The sequence below is a fragment of the Micromonospora sp. NPDC020750 genome (assembly GCF_044334565.1).
GTDB lineage: Bacteria > Actinomycetota > Actinomycetes > Mycobacteriales > Micromonosporaceae > Micromonospora.
This window is the reverse complement of record NZ_JBIRTH010000004.1, coordinates 362,554-381,431: the sequence shown is the minus strand read 5'-3', so window position 1 is coordinate 381,431 and position 18,878 is coordinate 362,554. Positions and strand designations below refer to the sequence as shown.

Here is an 18,878-nt window from a genome sequence, read left to right as displayed (position 1 = left end):
GTTCAGCCTTCCTGCTGGGCGCGGTCGCGCCAGATGACCGGGCAGTATTCGGGGTCCGCGTAGTCCGGCCGACCGTCGTCGGTGCGGCGGACCAGCACGTCGTGGTTGTACGCGGCGAGGGTGCCGTCGGAGAGCGGGAACTCCCGGTAGGCGTTCGCGCCGTCCTGCAGGTGCAGCGAGATCGCCCGGCGGGGACGGCCGCTGACGTTCGCGCCGCTGCCGTGGTAGGTGCGGCAGTGGTGGAAGCTCACGTGTCCCTTGGGGATCACCATGGGGATCTTGCTGATCCGGGCGCCGTTGTGGGCGGCGTTCTCGGCCAGCATCTCCTCGAGCTGGCTGCGGTCGCGCTCGGCGAAGTGCCGCACGACGGTGTCGTTCGCGCCGATCTCCTTCCACCGGTGCGACCCGTCGACCATGGTGATGGTGCCCATCTCCTCGCCGCAGTCGTGGAAGGGGATGAACGCGGTGAGCATGTCCTCGGACGACGAGGACGACCAGTAGTGCTTGTCGAAGTGCCAGGGCACGATGTTCGACGGCTCGCCGGAGATCGGCGGCTTGTAGATCAGCGTGGACTGGAACACCCGGATCTCGGCGGCCCGGGCCAGCCGGGCGGCGACCGCCCCGAGCAGCGGCTTGCGCAGGATCGCGGCGATCCCGTCGTGCTCGTGGTGGACGTAGTCGTTGTGCCGCTGCACCGGGCCCTTCGACGGGTCCCAGTAGGCCAGCTTCGGCGGGCGCACCGGCAGGGTGCGGTCCCGCTCGCCGTCGTAGTACCGGTCGGTGGCCGCCACCAGGGCGTCCACCTCCTCGTCGGTGAACAGCTTCTTCGACAGGTACCAGCCGTGCTCGGCGTAGAACCGCACGTCCTCCTCGGACGGCAGCAGCGCCTCCTCCTCGGCGGTCAAAGCCGGCTGCAAGTCGACGGTTGTCACGCTCCCACCCCCTGTGCTGTGGCCGTGGCGGCCAGCTCCCGTTCCTTGGCCTCGTAGAGGGCCTTGATGTTGCCGCTGCCGAAGGTCAGCGCCCCGCGCCGCTCGATCAGTTCGAGGAAGAGCGTGCGGCGCACGTGCATCGACTCGGTGAAGATCTGCAACAGCTGGCCGCCGTGGTCGCGGTCGACCAGGATGCTCAGCTCGCGCAGCCGGTCCAGCGGCGCGTCGACCGGGCCGACCCGCCGTTCCAGGTCGTCGTAGTAGGCGCCGGGGGTGCCGGCGAAGCGGACCCCCCGCCCGCGAAGCGCGCCGACGGCGGTCACGATGTCGTCGGTGCGCAGCCCCAGGTGCTGCACCCCGGCCCCGGCGTGCTCGGCGAGGAACGCGTCGATCTGCCCCGGCCGGTGACTGCGGTCCGGCTCCAGCAGCACCAGGGTGACCCGCCCGGACGGGCTCTGCACCACGGTCGAGTTCATCGCCTGACCGGCGACCTCGACGTGCTCGGTGAAGATCTGCGCGAAGCCGAAGACCCGCTCGTAGTGGGCGACGGTGTCCTCAAGCTGCCCCGGCGGAACGCAGATGGCCAGGTGGTCGATCTCGGCGAGCAGACCGTCGTCCCCGCCGGTCGGCGGGTCCATCTCGATCGCCCCGGGCAGGAACTCGCGCCGGTCGCCCCGGCGCTGCACCAGCCGGTGCAGCACGTCGCCGAAGCCCCCCACCTCGGCGGTCACCACCTCGGCGTCCGCGCCGGTGAAGGTGGTCGGTGGGGTCACCGGCGTCGCCCCGCGGGCCACCAGCTCGGCGTACGCCCCGGCGGCGTCGTCGACCTCCAGCGCCACCACCGCGATGCCGTCGCCGTGCCGCTGGACGTACGTCGACGCCGGGTGCTGCGCGGTCAGCCCGGAGGTGAGCACCATCCGGATGTCGGCCTGGCCCAGCAGCAGCGAGCGCTGCCCGGCCAGCCCGGTCTCCGGGCCGCCCTGGCCGCGGAGCCGGAACCCGACGGCGGTGCCGAAGTAGAAGGCGGCCTGCCGGGCGTCCCCCACGTAGAGTTCGATGTGATCTATAGAACGAATGTCCATTTCCCAGCCCTTCCGCATGTCCCCCCGTGACTGCCGCCCGGGCGGCGCACCGCCCGGGGTGGAACGAGCGATCACCTCCCCGGCCCGGCGGCGCGCGCACCCGCACCGGTGCTGCGTCGCAGCAGCAGGCTGACGTTCTGGCCGCCGAATCCGAACGAGTTGGTCAGCGCGTGCTCCGGGGCGGCCACCCTCGGTTGCTTGCTGATGTGGTCGGCGGGGCAGGCCGGGTCCGGGTCGTCGAGGTTCCAGGTCGGGGGCAGCAGCCCCCGACCCAGCGCCAGCGCCGTGGCCGCGGCCTCCAGCACGCCGGACGCGCCGAGCAGGTGCCCGGTGAGCGCCTTGGTGGAGCTGACGGGCACCCCGCCGTCGCCGAACACCGCGGTGAGCGCGGCGGTCTCGGCGATGTCGCCGAGCTTGGTGGCCGTGCCGTGCGCGTTGACGTAGCCGACGTCGCCGGCCGTCACTCCCCCGCTGGCCAGGGCGCGGCGCATGCACTCCGCCGCCCCCGACCCGTCCGGCCGCGGCGCGGTCGGGTGGTACGCGTCGGTGTTCGCCCCGTAGCCGGCCACCTCGGCGTACCCGGTGACGCCCCGGGCGGCGGCGTGCTCGGCGCGTTCCAGCACCAGCAGCGCCGCCCCCTCGGCGAGCACGAATCCGTTGCGCCGGGCGTCGAACGGCCGGCTCGCCTCGGTCGGGTCGGCCCAGCCCCGCGCGAGGGCCCGTGCGTTGCCGAAGGTGTCGGCGAAGGTGGGGAACAGCGGGGCCTCGCTGGCCCCGCAGACCACCACGTCGGCCTCCCCGGCCCGGATCAGCCGGACCGCGTCGGCCACCGACTGCGCGCCGGAGGCGCAGGCGGTGCCGACCGACGAGCTGTAGCCGCGGATGCCGTGGGCGATGGCGATCCGCGCCGCCGGCATGTTCGGCAGGATCCCGGTGAGCAGGTACGGGCTGACCGCCGCCCGACCCCGGGCGGCCCGGGCCAGCACCTGGCTCTCCAGGGTGGACATCCCGCCGACCCCGCCCACGATCACGCCGATCCGCCCGGGGTCGACGTCCCGGCCCACCTCGATGCCGGCGTCGGCGAGCGCGTCGGCGGCGGCGAGCATTGCGAGCACCACGATCCGGTCCAGCACCCGGGTCTCCGGGCCGGACGCGACCGTACGCGGGTCGATGTGCGGCAGCAGCCCGGCCGCCTCCAGGGACTCCCGGGCGGGGTGGTCGTCGGCCGGGCGGGTCAGCCCGGACCGCCCGGTGAGCAGGGCGTCGAAGGTCTCCGCGACGCCCCGGCCGACCGGGGTGAACAGGCCCATCCCGGTGATGACGGCGGTCATGACGGCGACTCGGTCAGGTATCGCTCGCGCAGCACCACCTTGCGCACCTTCCCGGTCACGGTGACCGGGATGTCCTCCGAGCGCACCGGCACCACCCGGCGCAGGGTCGCCCCGACGTCGGAGCCCAGCGCGGCCCGCACCGCCTCGGTGCGGTCGACGTCCGGTTCGGCGCCGGCGGCCAGCTCCAGCAGCACGTCGGTGACGACCCTGTCGTTCTCCTTGACGATGACCACCGTGCAGTCGGTGACGTCGGGGCAGGCGGCGAGGACCCGCTCCTCGGACAGCGCGGTGAAGTACCGCCGGCCGTCGCCGACCTCGACGGAGTCGGCCGCCCGGTCCATGTGGTAGTACCGGCCCTCGTCGTCGGCGTACACCAGGTCCCCGGTGAGGTACCAGCCGCGCAGCCGGAACCGGTACGTGGTGACCGAGTCGTTCCAGTAGCCCCGGAACAGCGACGGGGAGTCGATGCCGAGCCACCCGACCTGGCCCGGGGGCAGCTCGTTGCCCTCGGCGTCGAGCACCGCGACCTTGGTGAACCGGTACGGGCGGCCCACGCAGCGGCCGTACCGGTTCGTCTCGCGGGTGTGGGTGATGTGGAACATCGAGTGGCCCATCTCGCTGGAGCCCAGCCCGTCGATGAAGACGGACCCGGGCACCCGGACCACTCCCTGGCGGGTGACGGTGTCCCGCGAGCCGACCGCGACGAGCCGGCGCACGTGCGGCTCGTGCGAGCAGTCGCCGGTGTTGAACCACAGCCGCACCGAGTCCAGGGCGTACCCGGACAGGTCGAACCGGGCCAGCTCAGCCCAGGTGACGGAGAACCCGAACACCCCGTCCGGCCGCCACCGCTGGATGGCGTCGAGCACCCGCTCCCCGCCCTGCTCGGACAGCAGGAACATCTCCGCCCGGTTGCCCAGCGCCTGGTTGACCATCAGCACGGTCGCGGTGTGCGGGGCGGGCAGCGCGTTGAGGATGCGCCCGGTGCCCTGCGCCTGCGGCATGGACAGCAGGTGCCGGGTCGCGGCGAAGAGGCTCGCGTGCGAGTGCAGCACCGCCTTCGGCACGCCGGTGGTGCCGGAGGTGTGGGTGATGACGATCGGGTCGTCCTGATGGTGCCGGTAGTGCGCCGGGGCGGCGGCCGGGTCGCCGGCGCCGGCCTCGGTGGGGGTGCCGATCAGCGGCGCGCCGAGGTCGTGGCCGGCCAGCAGCTCGGTGTGCGCGGCGTCGGCGAGCACACCCGCGCCGCGCAGCCGGCGGATGTACTCGGCGGCGATCTCGGGGCGCAGCCCGCCGTTCATCAGCGCCGGGATCGCGCCGATGCGGGTCAGCGCCAGGAAGCTGAGCACCATGTCGGCGGCGGCCGTGGCCCAGACGGCGACCGGGTCGCGCGGCTTGACGCCCCGGGCGTGCAGCCAGGCGGCCCGGGCCGCGACCAGCTCGTCGAGCTGCCCCAGCGTCAGCGGGTGCTCGGCCGGGTGCCCGTCGACCGGCGTGTCGAAGGTCAGCCCCGGGCCGTCCGGGTCGGCGCCGTGCGCCAGCACCCGGGCCAGCATGTTGCCGGCGCCCAGTTCGGTGTCGGCGGCCAGCACGCCGCGCAGTCCCCTGGTCCTCATCGCGGGTCTCCTCCCCCCAGCAGCACCGCGGCGGCCCGGGTCCCGGGCGCGTCGCCGGGATCCCCGGCCGCGACGCCCGCACCGGCGTCGTCGGATGCCTGCTCAATCATGATCAACAATGTCTCGTCGGCGTCGCCGTCGTACCGCAGCAGTTCCGCCTCGGCCATGCCCTCGGCCAGCGGGTCCCCGGTCGGGGCGACGCAGACCACCGGCCCGCCCAGCCCCCATCGCGCGGCGATGTGCCCGGCGACGCTGTTGGGCACCGACTGGTAGAAGAACAGCGGCCCGGGCCGCCCGCCCTGCGCGACCGTGGCGTGCACGTGGTCGGCGCTGGCCCGGTCCCCGGCGGCGCTGACCAGCACCACCGCGGTCCGGACGCCGACCGGCTCCGGGGCCGGCCGTTCGCCGTGCCGCCGGGTGAGGCACCGCTCGGCGACGGCCGCCACGACCGGGCTGAACGTCGAGTGCACGAAGCCGGGCAGGGTCGGCGGCGCGCCGTCGCCCGGCTCGGGCCAGCGCGCCTGCGCGAGCACCCGCAGCGCGCCGGGCGTTCCCCCGGTCACGCCGCACCCACCAGCAGGGCGGTGTTGGCACCGCCGAAGGCGGAGTTGAGGCTCAGCGCGTAGGCGGTGGCGGCCGGGCGCGGCGCGTCGCGGATGACGTCCAGCGGGCACGCCTCGTCCGGGCCGAGCCAGCCGGCGTTGACCGGCAGCTTCCCGTGCCGCACCGCGAGCACGGTCACCACAAGCTCCAGCAGCCCGGACGCCTCCAACGCGTGCCCGTGCAGCGCCTTGGTGGAGCTGACCGGCACCCGGCCGGCGTGTTCGCCCCAGGCCAGCCGCAGGGCCGCCGCCTCGGCGGCGTCGCTGTACCCAGTGCCCGTGGCGTTGGCGTTGACGTACCCGATCTCCTCGGGGTCGAGCCCGGCCCGGCGCAGGGCCGCGCCGACCGCCCGGGCCAGCCCACGCCCCTGCGGGTCGGGCTGGCAGGGGTGGTGGCCGTCGCCGGCCCGCCCCCAGCCGAGCACCGACGCCGGCGTCGGCGCGTCCCGCCGCCGGGCCGCCCCGGCCGACTCCAGCACCACGGCGGCCACCCCGTCACCGAGCAGCAGCCCGCGGCGGCCGGCGCTGAACGGGCGCACCGCACCATCGGTCGCGAACGCCCGCCCGGCGTCGAACAGCGCGTACTGGTCGGGTTCGACCAGGTAGCCGGCGGCGACGACGACCCGGTCGACGTCGCCGCGACCGATCAGCGCGGCGGCGTCGGCCACCGCCGTGGACGCCGACACGCAGGCGCTGGTGTAGACCCGGGGGGCGCCGGCCAGCCCGCACCGGCTGGCCAGTTCCCCGGCCAGCGCGGGCACACCCGCCCCGCCGTGCGCGGCGAGCAGCAGCGGCGCGCCGGCCCGGTCGCCGACGCCGAGCCGGGCCGCCGAGCAGGCGGTGTCCACCGCCTCGGCCAGCTCGTCGGCCAGCGTGCCGACCTCCGGCAGAGTGGCCGCCACGCCGACCCGGCGGGCCGCGGTGTCGAAGCGACCGACCGGCCGGAACGCCGGTGCGCCGGCGAGCACCCCGGCGAGCTGCGCCTCGGCTCCCCTGCCGAGCGCGCTGAGCGCGTGGACGCCGGTGATCCGTACGCCGGGCCGCTCAGCCATCTGCGGGAGCGGTCAGGCAGGCGTGGAACACCGCCAGGGCGTCGTCGACCGTCCGGATGCCGGCGAGCTGGTCGTCGGTGAGGTCGAGCCGGCGGTCGTAGCGCTGTTCGACGAGGTGGACCAGCCAGGCGAGTTCCATCGAGCCCACCCGGTCGGACACCTGGTCGACCGGTTTCGCGGTCATCTCGGCGAGCATGGTGAGCAGGTCAGCTCGCCCCAGGTCGGGCTGACCGGACATCAGGAGTTGCCGTCGGCCGTCGCGGCGACGCGGTCGGCGATCATCGTGGTGAACTCGCCGACCGTCATCAGGGCCAGCTTCTCGGACTCGTCGTCGGCGAACTTCAGGCCGTAGCGGTCCTCGACCCGTACGGACAGGTCGGCCAGGGCCAGCGACTCCAGGTCGACGCCGGAGGGGCCGAGGGTGGTGTCGTCGTCGATGTCGTCGACGTCGTAGTTCATGTCGGTGAGCTGCTCGATGACGAAGACGCGTACGTCGTCGCGCATGGTTAACCTCTTTCCGTGAGCCAGTCAGCGGTGCCCGGTCGGGACACCGTGTACGTGTGGTTCGGCCGTACCGCCGGCGATCGGCCGGAGGCGGCCCGGCGGCTGTTGCGGCACGCGGGTGGCATGCTGCTCGGCCGGGTGGAGGCGGAGATCCGGGTGGGGCGCGACGCCGCGGGGCGGCCGTTCGTCCGCGCCGGTGACGCGGCCGAGCTGCCGGTCAGCGTGAGTCACGCCGGCGACGCCGTGGTGGTCGCGGCCCGCCGTGCCGGCCCGGTCGGGATCGACCTGGAAACGCGCCGGGAACTGCCGGCGGTGGCGCTGGCCCGCCGCTGGTACGCCCCGGAGGAGGCCGCGTGGCTGGCCGACCGGCCCGCCGAGCGGCGTGCCGAGGCGTTCCTGCTGCTCTGGACGGCCAAGGAGGCCGTCGGCAAGGCACTCGGCCGGGGGTTGCGTGACGGCGGCCTGGGTCGGCTGATGCCCCGGCCCGACGGGCCGGGCGGCCTGCTGCGGCCGGTCCCCGGGCCGGGCGGCCTGCAAGTCGGCCATCCCCGGCTGACCGGCGACGCCGCCGGTGACCGGGTCGCCGCCCCGGCCCCGACCGGCGGCCCGACGCTGTTCGACGCCGCTGCGGGGCCGGGCGGCCTGGTGCCGTTCGACGCGGTGGCGGGGCCCGGCGGGCTGGTGCTGTCGGTGGCGGTCGGCGGGCCGGTCGACGGGGTCGAGATCGTCGCCGACTGATTGATCAGTCAGTGTCGAGGGCGCGACGGAGGACCGCCGGAGCGGGCTGGTCACGGCGTGGCCGCCCGCAGCGCCTGGGTCGAACGGACCAGCTTGCCGGTGGTGGTCCGGGGCAGCCGGTCGAGCAGGTGCAGCGTCCGGGGCCGCTTGTAGCCGGCGAGACGCTCGGCGAGCAGCTTCTCCAGCGTCTCCTCCGACAGCGGCCCGTCCGGCTGCACGTACGCGGTGATGCCGTCGTCGTAGACCACCACGGCGGCGCCGACGCCGGGCAGCCCGGTGAGGGTCGCCTCGACCTCGGTGAGGTCGACCTTCATCCCGCCCACGGACACCTGGGAGTCGAGCCGGCCGCGCACGGTCACCAGGCCGTTGTCGGGGTCGACGGTGCCGGCGTCGCGGGTGTGCAGCCAGCCGTCGGACCAGCGGTCCGGGTCGGAGAGCCCGACGTAGGGCGACTCCGGGCAGCTCACCCAGAGCTCGCCGGTGGCGGACTCGCGCACCTCGATGCCGGGGGCGGGGGCGATCGCCGGGCGGTGCCGGCCGTGCAGGTCGGTGCCGATCACCCCGACCTCGGTCATCCCGTACATGTTGCCCAGCGGCACCCCGAACCGGTCGGTGAACGCGGCGACGACGGCCGCCGGGACCAGCTCGCCGCCGGTCGTCATCCGCTTGAGCTGCGGCAGCGCGCCGGTCGCCCGGGTGGAGGCCAGCAGTCCGATGTGGAAGGGCACGCCGAGCACGGTGGCGGGGCTGTCGTCGGCGGCGACGGCGGCGAGCACCGCGTCGCCGCTGAGCCGGTCCGGCGCGACCAGCGTGATCCGGGCGTGCAGGCCGTAGAGCAGGCCGCCCACGAGGCCCAGCACGTGCACCATGGACGGCAGCAGGATGATCCGTTCCCCGGGCAGCGCGACCCCGTCGATCCGGGTGTAGCGGCGCACCTCGGCGACGAGCGAGGCGGCGCTGCGACCGATCACTTTGGACGGTCCCGTGGAGCCGGAGCTGAGCTGGATCACCGCGTGCGGGCTGCCGGCCGGCCGGTCCGAGTGGGCGGTGACGCCCTCGGTCACGTCGACGAAGACCTTCAGCGCACCGGGCCCGGTGCGCACCGGGGCCACCACGACCTGCGGGGTGAGCCGCTCCAGGGCGCGCTCCACCTCGTGGTCGGTGAGCCGGTGGTCCAGCAGGATGGCCTGCGCGCCGCTGCGCCAGGTGGCCAACAGGTTCACCACGTACGCCAGCGACGGAGGCAGCCGCAGCGCGACGGCTCCGCCGGGACGCAGCCCGGCCTCGGCGAGCCGGGCCTGGGCCTCGCCGACCAGCCGGCGCAGGGTCCCCCGGTCCACCGGGGCGGGCAGGCGGAAGCAAACGTCGGTCGACGGGCCGGCCAACAACACTTCGTCAACCCAGGCAGCGTCGTCTACTATGGATTCTTCTGCCGAACGATCCTTGCTCACTGTGATCTACCGCCCAGCATCGAATAGGGCACAACCGCCCAATATGGTGCGTCTTTCGGAGTGCTGACGGAACACTACGACAAGCGCCGAGACCATTACTAGATGCGAATGGCTAGATCAAAAAGGTCGGCCGGCCCGATTGCCGGTCGGCCGGTTCGGCGGGCAGGATCGGCCGCGACGCGGTGGCTGGCGGCAGCCTGCCCGCGTACACCCGGCGTCCGGCGGGGGCGTGAGCCTGCCCACCGGAAAGCGGGCCCACCGGGGCGGCAGCCTGCCCGCCGCACGGGCCCGAGGCCGCGACAGCCTGCCCGCCGCCACGGGGACGAGGCCCCGACAGCCTGCCCGCCCGCCACGGGGACGAGGCCACGGCCCGGCCTCGTCCCCGTGGCGGCGCGGACCCGGCATGATGGTCGGAGGGCCGCCGCCGGCCCGGCCCCTGCCGATCGACCGACGGGAACGGGTTGACCGTGGACGGAACGCGCCGCCTCCCGATCGAGGCCGCTCTGGTCCGCCTCTGGAAGGGCGACACCCCGGTCGGCGCCGGCTTCCTCGCCGGGCCGAGTCACCTGCTCACCGCCGCCCACGTGGTGGCCACCGCACTCGGCTGCCCGGCTGACGGCGACCCGCCCGCCGACGCGGTCGAGGTGGACTTCCCGCTGCTCGCCCCGGGCCGCCGGCTGACCGCCGAGGTCGTCGCCTGGCAGCCGGTCGCCCCCGAACACACCGGCGACGTCGCCGGGCTCCGACTGCTCTCCCCGCCCCCGCCCGGGGCGAGACCACTCACCTTCGCCCGGCACCGCAGCCTCTCCGACGCCCAACTGGTCATGGTGGGCTTCCCGGCCGCCCTGAGAATGGGCGGCTGGGTGTACGGCCGCACCGGCGGCGCGGTCGCCACCGGCTGGGTGGAGATCCTCAGCGACGACCGCCGACCGTCCACGCTGGAAAAGGGCTTCTCCGGATCACCCGTGTGGGACACCGAGGTCGACGCCGTGATCGGCATGGTGGTGCAGAAGGCCAGCGGCACCCCGCCCCGGATCGGCTACCTGCTCCCCACCGACCGGCTCCTGCCGGCCTGGCCGGAGCTGGCCCGGGTCGCCGAGGGCGAAGCCCCGTTCCGGGGGTTGCGGGCGTTCGGCGAGCAGGACGAGGCGCTCTTCTTCGGTCGCACCGAGCAGGCGGAGCAGCTCGCCCGGCAGGCGCTGTCCGTGCCGGTGCTCTGCCTGGTCGGGCCGTCGGGGGTCGGCAAGACCTCGCTGTTGCACGCCGGGGTGCTCGCCCGGCTGCGCCGCACGCCGCGCCTCGCCGTCGCCGTCCTGCGCCCCTCTGACGCGGCCACCGGGCTCCTCGCCCTCGCCCTGGCACTGGACCGGCTGACCGACCCGGACCCGGTGGACCGGGCGGACGGGGCGGCCACCACCGCCCGGAACCCGGTCGACCGGGTGGACCGGGTGGCCGCCCTGGCCGCCCGGCTGGCCGACGGGGGCGGGGCCGACGTGCTGGCGGTCGTGCTCGCCGCCACCGGCGCCGACCGGCTGGTCCTCGTGGTGGACCAGTTCGAGGAGGTGCTCGCCCAACCGGAGGCGGCCCGCCGTGGCCTGACCGATGCGCTGGGCGCGGCGCTGCGCCCGGGGGCGCGGGTGTCGGTCCTGCTCGCCCTGCGGGACACCTTCCTCGGGGCGTGCCTGCGCGAGCCGGCGATGACGGAGCTGACCGCCCGCTGGCTGCCGGCCACCGTCGCCGAACTCACCCCGTCCCAGCTGCGCGAGGTGGTCACCGGGCCGCTGGCCCGGACGGGCACGGTGAGCGCGGAGGCCGGGCTGGTCGACCGGATCCTCGACGACGTGCGGGACGCGCCGAACGCGCTGCCCCTGGTCCAGTTCACGCTGACCGAGCTGTGGCAGCGCCGGCACGCCGGGCTGCTCACCCACCGGGCGTACGACGAGCTGGGCGGGGTGCGGGGCGCGCTGGCCGGCTACGCCGAGCGGGTGTGGGGCAACCTCGACCCGGCGGCCCGGGCTGCGGCGGAGCGACTACTGGTCCAGCTCACCCGGCCGCTGCCCGAGTCCGGGCTGTCGGTGCGCCGTACCGCCGCCCTGGCCGACCTGGACGACGCGCAGCTCGCGGTCGCCCAGCGGTTGGCCACCACCCGGCTGCTGGCGCTGCGGGCCACCGGCGCGACGCCCGGCGTCGAGCTGGCCCACGAGTCGCTGGCGACCCGGTGGGAGCGGCTGCGCGCGCTCACCGACCGGCACCGCGAGTTCCGCACCTGGCAGGAGGTGCTGCGGATGCGGATGACCGGCCCGCCGGCCGGTGGCGCGGCGGGACGGCGCCGGCTCACCGGCGCGGACCTGCACGACGCCCGGCGCTGGGCCGGCACGCACGGCGACCAGCTCGCCCCCGCCGAGCGCGCCTTCGTCGCCGACAGCCTGCGCCGGCGGAACCGGCGGGTCCTCGCGGCCCTCCTCGTCCTGGTGATCGTCGTCGGCGCGGTGGGGAACGCGTGGCGCACCACCGCCGAACAGCGTGCCGAGATCGCCGCCGCCGACCTCGTCAGGGAGGCCGGCACTCGGGCGGCGGTGGACAGCTACGGGGCGAACCAGCTCGCGCTGCGGGCCTGGCGCACCGACCCCGACGTGTCGTTCAAATTCAGCGCCCCGGACTGGTACGAGGGGGTGGACGCGCTGCTGCCGCACTACGCGGACGCGCGGAGCACCAGGGCACAGCCCACCCCCAGCGACGCGTCCGGCGAGCCGCCCACCGTCGAGTGGTTCGGCAGCGACCTGTCGCAGCAGCTCAGCGCCGACGGCACCCGCCTGGTCACGCAGGACGCGGCGTTCCGCCCCGCGCTGTGGCACCTGACCGACGCCGTCCGCCGCGACGGCGCCGTGACCTCAGTGGCCCGGACGGGCGTCGTCGCCGGCCGGCCCATGGTCAGTCGCTCCGGCCACCGGGTGGCATTCGTCCAGACGGTCGTGCCCGTCCTGCGGACGGGCGCGCCGGTGGACGACGAGGGGCTGCCGAAACCCGACCCGGCCGACTACCCCGCCTGCCGGCCCTCGTCGCTCGCCGACGCGCTGGGCTGCCTGGTGGTCTACGACACCGGGTCGCACCGGGTGAGCCTCGCGGTACCGCTGGGCGGGATGGCGGCCGCCCTGCGGGTGCGGTCCATGAGCATCGACCCCACCGGGGAGGTGCTCGCCCTCGTGACGCCGGGCAGCAGAAAGCCCGGCGACCCGGGCGCGGACCTGAACACCGTCGTCCTGTACGACCTGCGCACCGGGGCGGAACGCGGCCGGGTGACCCTGGCCTGGCGCAGCACGGTCGCCAGGCTCTGGCTGGGCCCCGGCGGGCGCAGCGCGCTGCTGGTCGAGATGCCCTCGGGCGACGGCGGCACGCCCCGTCCGCCGATCACCCTGTCCGCCGCGGACCTGACCGGGACGACCGCCCGGCGGGTCCTGGTCGACGGGATCAGCGACGTGGCGATGAGCGCGGACTGGAGCACGGTCGCCGCCACCACGTGGGACCGCACCGGCGACAACGCCCGGGTGAGCGTCCTGGACACCGCCTCACTGCGCCCGAAGGCCCCGGTGATCGACCTGCGGCCGGAGGAACGGAACGGGGCCATCGCCCTGGACGCGACCGGGTCGACCCTGCTGCTGTCCTGGCGGCGCGACCTGCTCAGCGCCACCGCCAGCGACATCCGGGAGATGTCCGCCAGCTCCGTCCCCGAGGTGAGCGTGTGGTCGCTGCCCGACGGGGAGCGCTCCGGCGAGCGCCGCACCCACTCCGGCGAGTGGCGGGCGGTGCTGCCGCTGGGTCGGGGCCTGGACGGGCCGGTGGCGGTGCTGGACAGCAGCACGATCGGCGTCGCCCTCCCGGCGGCCGGGGAGCCGCCGCCGCTGCGCCGGCTGGCGGAGACCGCCGGCACGCGCCGCCACTCCGTCGACGACGTGATGGACCGGCTCTGCGGGCTGCTGGCCGACCCGAACACCGACGACGCCGTACGCGACCTCGCACCGGACGACGCCTACCAGGGACAGCTGTGCCCGGGCTGAGGCGAGTCCGGTCTCGGCCACGCCCTCCGGCCCGTCCCGCGCGGGCTCCGATCACGCCAGGGCGGGCGTCTGCGCGTAGACCAGGAAGCGCAGCGACAACTCCTCCTCGCTGAAGCACTCGCGCAGCGGCCGCACCAGGTCCCGGTGCTGCGCGCTGCGCTCCCACGCCTCGAACGCGGCCAGGTTGACCCACTCGCTGGTGATCAACCACTGCTCCGGGTCGGCGGCCGAGCGGCACACCTGGTCCACCAGGTGCCCCGGCGTTCCCTCGGCGACCAGGTGCCGGATCGACTGGTACGCGCGGAGGAAGTCCCCCGTGCGCTCGTCCGGCACCCGCACCAGGAACACCACCCGGGCCCGCTGTTCGATCATCCGTCCACTCCTCTCGTCACGCCGGGCTCGGCCGCCCCGCGGGGTTGTGGCGCCGGGCGGCCCGCCGCGCCGCGCAGCACCAGCGCGCTGTTGAAACCGTCGAACCCGCGCGCGCCGACGAGCGCCACCCGGGAGGCGGGCCGGCGCGGCTCGCGCAGAAAGTCCAGGTCGCAGCCGTCTGCCGGGCGGTCCGGGCCGGCGGAGGCGGGCAGCGTGTCGTGCGCGAAGGCGAGCAGGGCCGTGGCCACGTCCAACGCCGACCCGCCCTGGTGGGCCCGGCCGGTCAGCGGCTTCTGGGTGGTCACCGGGACTCCACCCGCCCCGAACACCGCGCGCAGCGCGTCGGCCTCGGCCCGGTCGTGGCGGGGGGTGCCCAGCGCGTCGGGCAGCACCACGTCCACGTCGTCCGGGGCGATCCCCGCCCGGTCCAGGGCCAGCCGCATCGCCCGCGCGTACTGGGCGGGGTCGCCCGCCGAGTCGGGGGCGGTGTGCGCGGCGTCGTGGGTGGACCCCCACCCGGTGACCTCCCCGTAGACCCGGGCGCCCCGGGCCAGGGCGTGCCCCAGCTCCTCCACCACGAACACCGCGCCGCCCTCCGCCGGGACGTACCCGGCGGCGTCGGCGTCGAAGGGCCGGTACGCCCGCTGCGGGTCGTCCTCCGTGCTGAGCAGCCCGGAGGCAAGCTGACAGGCCAGCGCGTACGGGCTCAGCGGGCACTCGGTGGCCCCGGCGATCACCACCGGGGTGCCCCGGCGCACGGTGCGCACCGCGTGCGCGAGGCTGTCCAGCCCGCCGGCGGACTCGCTGACCAGCACCCCGCACGGGCCCTTGAACTGGTGGTGGATGGAGAGCTGACCGACGCTGGCCGCGTAGAACCAGGCGATCGACTGGTACGCCCCGACAGTGCGCGAGGTGCCGCCCCAGAGCCGTTGCAACTCCCGCTGGCCGAACAGGTTCCCGCCCGAGGAACTGGCCAGGGTGACCGCGTACCCGTACGGGTCCGGGGCCCGCTCGGGCAGCCCCGCGTCGGCCAGCGCCAGCCGGGTGGCCGCGAACCCCAGGTGGGTCCACCGGTCGGTCTGCACCAGCCGTCGGTTGTCCGCCCAGGTCAGCGCCTCGAAGCCGGGCACCTCACCGGCGAGCCGGGTGGGGTAGGACGCCGGGTCGAACAGGGTGATCGGGCCGGTGCGCCGGGTCCGCGTGGACACCGTGGACCAGTGCGCGTCGACGCCGACGCCGCTCGGGGCGATCACCCCGATGCCGGTGACCACCGCCCGGGCGGTCACCCGGCCACATCCGCGGACATTCGGCTGAACAGCATCGCCGACTGGAAGCCGCCGAAGCCGCTGCCCACCGACAGCGCCACGTCCACCGGCAGCTCCCGCGCCACGTTCGGCACGTAGTCCAGGTCGCACTCCGGGTCGCGGGTGGCCCAGTTGGCCGTCGGCGGCACCACCCCGTACTCGACGGCCAGGGCGCAGGCGGCCATCTCGATGGAGCCGATCGCGCCGAGCGAGTGCCCGACCATGGACTTGATGGAGCTGATCGGCACCCGGCGGGCGGCCTCGCCGAGGGCCCGCTTGAACGCCGCCGTCTCGTGCCGGTCGTTCTGCCGGGTGCCGGAGCCGTGCGCGCTGATGTAGGAGACCTGCTCAGGGATCAGCCGGGCCTGCTTCAGGGTGGCCGAGATGGCCAGCCCCATCTCCAGCCCGTCCGGGCGCAGCCCGGTCATGTGGTAGCCGTTGCTGCGGCTGGCGTACCCGGCCAGCTCGCAGTAGACGTGCGCGCCCCGGCGGCGGGCGTGCCCGTACTCCTCCAGCACCAGCACGGCCGCGCCCTCGGCGAGGACGAAGCCGTGCCGGTCGGCGTCGAACGGGCGCGAGGCGTGCGCCGGGTCGTCGTTGTCGGGGCTGGTCGCCTTGATCGCGTCGAAGGAGGCGACGGTGACCGGGGAGATGGGCGAGTCGGCCGCCCCGGCCAGCACGATGTCGGCCTCGCCGTCGGCGATGAGCTGGTGGGCGTACCCGATGGCGTCGATGCCGGAGGTGCAGCCGGTGGAGATCACCTGCGCCGGGCCGTGCAGCCCGTGCCGGCAGGCCACGTCGGCGGCCAGGCTGCTGGGGATCAGGGCCTGGTACAGGTACGGGCCGCCGCGCGCGTGGTCGACGAGCCAGCGGCTGCCGGAGTCGCTGACGGTGACGTACTCCTGTTCCAGGGCCATGGTGCCGCCGACCGCGGTGCCGAGCACCACCCCGGCGCGGTCCCGCTCGGCGTCGGTCAGCTCCAGCCCGCTGTCGGCGACCGCCTCGATCGAGCAGGCCAGCGCGAACTGCACGTAGCGGTCGGCGCGTCGCCGCTCGGCCTCGGTGAGCCCGGCGGCGACGGGGTCGAAGTCGCACTCGGCGGCGATCCGGGAGCGGAACGGCGACGGGTCGAAGAAGCTGATCCGCCGCGTCGCCGTGCGCCCCTCGGTGATCGTCTTCCAGAATCGGTCCCGGGTCGCGCCGCCCGGGGCGACCACCCCGATGCCGGTCACCACCGTGCGGCGCGCGGTCACGACGCGCCCCGCTGTTCGGCCAGTTCGGTGTCGACGTGCCCGAGCTCCGGGCGGGGTGCGAGCGGGCCCAGGTGGAACACCACCTCGGCCGGCTCGGTGCCGGTGTTGCGCAGCCGGTGCCGGACGTTGACCGGCACGAACAGGGACTCGCCGGTGGCCAGCGGCACGGGGCGGTCGTCCAGGTCGACGGTGATGGACCCGCGCGTCACGTACAGGAACTCCTCGCTGTAGGGGTGGTAGTGCTCGGCGATCCGCTCCCCCGGGGCCAGGGCCGCCACCCCCATGAACCCGGAGGTGCTGCCGACCGTCTTCGGGCCGAGCAGCACCCGCAGCTCGCCGCCGCGGCGCCGGTCGGCCGGCACGTCCCGGCCGGCGACGGGCCGGTGCGCCGGTACGCCGGCCGCCGGCCGCTGGTCGGTGGTCTCACTCATCGTCGCCTCCGGTGGTGGTGGAGCGGATCCCGGCCGCCCGCTCGATCCGTTCCTTGATCACCGCGAGTTGGACGCGGCTGTTGGCGTTGATCCGCGCGGTCATCCCCGCGTTGTCCAGCGGCGCCTGCGGGCGCATCGCGAAGTCCTGCACCCAGGTCATCCGGGTGCCGTCGGGCTCGGTGTCGTAGCGCCAGTGGATGCGCATGTACTCGAACGGGCCGGTCTCCACCCGGTGCGCCCGCACCTCGCGGTTCTCCCAGTCGGTGGTGCGTTCGCTGACCCAGCTCCACACCGTGCCGTTCTCGTCCGGGTGCATGGTCAGCCGGAACCGGACGGTGCGGCCGTCGCGTTCGAGGATGTCCGCCGCGGCGTACTCGGTGAACAGGTCCGGCCAGTTCGCCACGTCGTTGGTCAGCTCCCAGACCAGCGGCAGGGGCGCGGCGATGACGATGCCGTTCTCGGTGTGCCCGGGCGGATCGGTCTGCTGGGCGACCAGGTCGGCGACGGCGTCGATGCTCAGCCGCCCGGCCTCCTCCGGGATGCGCACCCGGTACCGGTCGGCGAGCACGGCGGACAGTTCGAGCAGGGCGAGCGAGTCCATGCCGAGTTCCTCCAGGGACGCGGCCGGTTCCCTGGCCGCGGCCTCGGCGTCCAGGCCGCAGTGCGCCACCAGGATCTCGGTGATCTCGGTGGTCAACGGTCGGCCGTGGGTGACGGTCATCAGTTCCTCCTCTGGTCGGGGCCGGACGGCGCGGCGCCGTCGGCGGTCGGGGCGGCGGCACCGGCCGCGGCGTCGTCGGCCGGGTCGACGGCCCGCAGCAGCCGGTCGACCAGGCCGGTCGAGTAGCGCCCCTTACGGAAGGCGGCGTCGTCGAGCACCCGCCGGACGAAGGGGATGGTGGTCCGCACACCCGGCCCGCCGATGTCGAACTCGCCGAGCGCCCGTTCCAGGCGGCCCAGCGCCAGCTCCCGCTCCGGCGCCCACACGGCGACCTTGGCGAGCAGGGAGTCGTAGTGGGGGCCGACGACGTAGCCGGGTCGCCCGTGGGTGTCCACCCGGGTGAACGGCCCCCCGGGCGGGTGGAACCGGTCCAGCCGGCCGGGGGTGGGCGCGAACCCGCGGTCCGGGTCCTCCACGTTGACCCGGCACTCCACCGCGACGCCGTGCGGGCGGATGTCGGACTGTCGCATTCGCAGCGGCACCCCGGCGGCGATGTGCAGCTGCTCGTGCACCAGGTCGATCCCGGTGATCATCTCGGTCACCGGGTGCTCCACCTGGATCCGACAGTTGATCTCCAGGAAGTGGAACCGGTCAGCGTCGTCCACCAGGAACTCCACCGTGCCCGCGCCGGTGAAGCCGACCTCCAGCACCCCTCGGAGCGCGGCCCGCTCGATGCTGTCGACGACGGCCGCCGGCAGCGACGGGGCGGGTGCCTCCTCCACCAGCTTCTGGTGCCGCCGCTGCACCGAGCAGTCCCGGGTGCCCAGGTGCACGCCGTTGCCGTTGCCGTCGCAGAGCACCTGCACCTCGACGTGCCGCGCGTCGGTCAGGTACCGCTCGACGTACACCCGGTCGTCGCCGAAGGCGGCCTGGGCGGCGGCCCGGGTCCGCGCGTACGCCCGGGGCAGGTCGCCCGGGGTGTGCACCACGGTCATGCCCCGCCCGCCGCCGCCGGCGGCGGCCTTCACGATCACCGGGTAGCCGACCTCGGCGGCGATCTCGGCGGCCCGCTGCGCCGTCGGCAGGGTCTCCACGCTGCCCGGGGGCAGCGGCAGCCCGGCCCGGCGCATCCACGCCCGCGCGGTGGCCTTGTCCGCCAACGCGGACATCACCCGCGGGGGCGGGCCGATGAACGTGAGCCCGTTCTCGGCGCAGATCTCGGCGAAGTCGGCGTCCTCGGAGAGGAACCCGTAGCCCGGGTGCACGGCCTGCGCCCCCGTGCGCCGGGCCGCCTCCACGATCGCCGCCGCGTTGAGGTAGCTGCGCCGGGCCTCCGCCGGCCCGATCCGGACCGCCTCGTCGGCCAGCCGCACCACCGCGGAGTCGGCGTCGGCGCTGGAGTAGACGGCCACCGTCCGCACGCCCAACTCCCGGCACGCCCGCAACACCCGCAACGCGATCTCGCCCCGGTTGGCGATCAGCACCTTCTCGAACATG

General features: G+C 75.1%; 17 protein-coding genes. 2 read left to right on the top strand and 15 right to left on the bottom strand.

The features are described 5' to 3' along the window. Positions 1-2 precede the first annotated feature (2 nt). The 8 genes from ACH4T9_RS15580 to ACH4T9_RS15545 all read right to left on the bottom strand — a co-directional run bounded on the left by ACH4T9_RS15580 (position 3) and on the right by ACH4T9_RS15545 (position 7,116). On the bottom strand, positions 3-932 hold the full coding sequence (locus ACH4T9_RS15580; protein ID WP_396672732.1) for a phytanoyl-CoA dioxygenase family protein: 930 nt from the start codon (positions 930-932) through the stop codon (positions 3-5). Next, positions 929-2,014, bottom strand: coding sequence for a 4-hydroxyphenylpyruvate dioxygenase (gene hppD / locus ACH4T9_RS15575; protein ID WP_396673049.1), 1,086 nt, complete (start codon positions 2,012-2,014; stop codon positions 929-931). Before hppD ends, ACH4T9_RS15580 begins: the two co-directional genes overlap by 4 nt. Positions 2,015-2,085: 71 nt before the next feature. Beyond that, positions 2,086-3,345 carry a beta-ketoacyl-[acyl-carrier-protein] synthase family protein gene (locus ACH4T9_RS15570; RefSeq protein WP_396672733.1) on the bottom strand — a complete coding sequence of 420 codons (1,260 nt, stop codon included), beginning with the start codon at positions 3,343-3,345 and terminating at the stop codon, positions 2,086-2,088. Continuing rightward, positions 3,342-4,958: a class I adenylate-forming enzyme family protein gene (locus tag ACH4T9_RS15565; RefSeq protein WP_396672734.1), complete on the bottom strand. Its 1,617-nt coding sequence runs from the start codon at positions 4,956-4,958 to the stop codon at positions 3,342-3,344. The genes ACH4T9_RS15570 and ACH4T9_RS15565 overlap by 4 nt, the downstream gene beginning before the upstream one ends. Beyond that, on the bottom strand, positions 4,955-5,521 hold the full coding sequence (locus ACH4T9_RS15560; RefSeq protein WP_396672735.1) for a beta-ketoacyl synthase chain length factor: 567 nt from the start codon (positions 5,519-5,521) through the stop codon (positions 4,955-4,957). The genes ACH4T9_RS15565 and ACH4T9_RS15560 overlap by 4 nt, the downstream gene beginning before the upstream one ends. Continuing rightward, entirely contained in the window at positions 5,518-6,612 is a 1,095-nt protein-coding gene (locus ACH4T9_RS15555) for a beta-ketoacyl-[acyl-carrier-protein] synthase family protein (RefSeq protein ID WP_396672736.1), read from the bottom strand. Before ACH4T9_RS15555 ends, ACH4T9_RS15560 begins: the two co-directional genes overlap by 4 nt. Beyond that, a complete protein-coding gene (locus ACH4T9_RS15550) occupies positions 6,605-6,850 on the bottom strand; it encodes an acyl carrier protein (protein ID WP_161683979.1) in 246 nt (81 codons plus the stop codon). Before ACH4T9_RS15550 ends, ACH4T9_RS15555 begins: the two co-directional genes overlap by 8 nt. Next, positions 6,850-7,116, bottom strand: coding sequence for a phosphopantetheine-binding protein (locus ACH4T9_RS15545; RefSeq protein WP_387017585.1), 267 nt, complete (start codon positions 7,114-7,116; stop codon positions 6,850-6,852). Before ACH4T9_RS15545 ends, ACH4T9_RS15550 begins: the two co-directional genes overlap by 1 nt. Positions 7,117-7,131: 15 nt before the next feature. Here ACH4T9_RS15545 and ACH4T9_RS15540 point away from each other — a divergent pair, with 15 nt between their 5' ends. After that, positions 7,132-7,854 (top strand): 4'-phosphopantetheinyl transferase family protein, encoded by a 723-nt coding sequence (locus ACH4T9_RS15540; protein ID WP_396672737.1) that lies wholly within the window; start codon positions 7,132-7,134, stop codon positions 7,852-7,854. Positions 7,855-7,904: 50 nt separating this feature from the next. On the opposite strand, the gene ACH4T9_RS15535 is transcribed toward ACH4T9_RS15540, so the two are convergent. Continuing rightward, positions 7,905-9,275 carry a class I adenylate-forming enzyme family protein gene (locus ACH4T9_RS15535; RefSeq protein ID WP_396673050.1) on the bottom strand — a complete coding sequence of 457 codons (1,371 nt, stop codon included), beginning with the start codon at positions 9,273-9,275 and terminating at the stop codon, positions 7,905-7,907. Positions 9,276-9,772: 497 nt separating this feature from the next. Between ACH4T9_RS15535 and ACH4T9_RS15530 the strand changes: the two genes are divergently transcribed. Beyond that, entirely contained in the window at positions 9,773-13,360 is a 3,588-nt protein-coding gene (locus tag ACH4T9_RS15530) for a trypsin-like peptidase domain-containing protein (RefSeq protein WP_396672738.1), read from the top strand. A gap of 51 nt (positions 13,361-13,411) precedes the next feature. Here ACH4T9_RS15530 and ACH4T9_RS15525 read toward each other — a convergent pair whose 3' ends face one another. From ACH4T9_RS15525 to ACH4T9_RS15500, 6 genes are read right to left on the bottom strand one after another with little or no spacing between them, the layout of a single operon-like run. Further along, a complete protein-coding gene (locus ACH4T9_RS15525) occupies positions 13,412-13,732 on the bottom strand; it encodes an antibiotic biosynthesis monooxygenase (RefSeq protein WP_161683984.1) in 321 nt (106 codons plus the stop codon). Further along, on the bottom strand, positions 13,729-15,018 hold the full coding sequence (locus ACH4T9_RS15520) for a beta-ketoacyl synthase N-terminal-like domain-containing protein (protein WP_396672739.1): 1,290 nt from the start codon (positions 15,016-15,018) through the stop codon (positions 13,729-13,731). The genes ACH4T9_RS15525 and ACH4T9_RS15520 overlap by 4 nt, the downstream gene beginning before the upstream one ends. Then, positions 15,015-16,289 carry a beta-ketoacyl-[acyl-carrier-protein] synthase family protein gene (locus tag ACH4T9_RS15515; protein ID WP_396672740.1) on the bottom strand — a complete coding sequence of 425 codons (1,275 nt, stop codon included), beginning with the start codon at positions 16,287-16,289 and terminating at the stop codon, positions 15,015-15,017. The genes ACH4T9_RS15520 and ACH4T9_RS15515 overlap by 4 nt, the downstream gene beginning before the upstream one ends. Continuing rightward, a complete protein-coding gene (locus tag ACH4T9_RS15510; RefSeq protein WP_387017595.1) occupies positions 16,286-16,720 on the bottom strand; it encodes a cupin domain-containing protein in 435 nt (144 codons plus the stop codon). The genes ACH4T9_RS15515 and ACH4T9_RS15510 overlap by 4 nt, the downstream gene beginning before the upstream one ends. Next, a complete protein-coding gene (locus tag ACH4T9_RS15505; RefSeq protein ID WP_396672741.1) occupies positions 16,713-17,441 on the bottom strand; it encodes an SRPBCC family protein in 729 nt (242 codons plus the stop codon). Before ACH4T9_RS15505 ends, ACH4T9_RS15510 begins: the two co-directional genes overlap by 8 nt. Continuing rightward, a complete protein-coding gene (locus ACH4T9_RS15500; protein ID WP_396672742.1) occupies positions 17,441-18,877 on the bottom strand; it encodes an acetyl/propionyl/methylcrotonyl-CoA carboxylase subunit alpha in 1,437 nt (478 codons plus the stop codon). The genes ACH4T9_RS15505 and ACH4T9_RS15500 overlap by 1 nt, the downstream gene beginning before the upstream one ends. Position 18,878 lies beyond the last annotated feature (1 nt).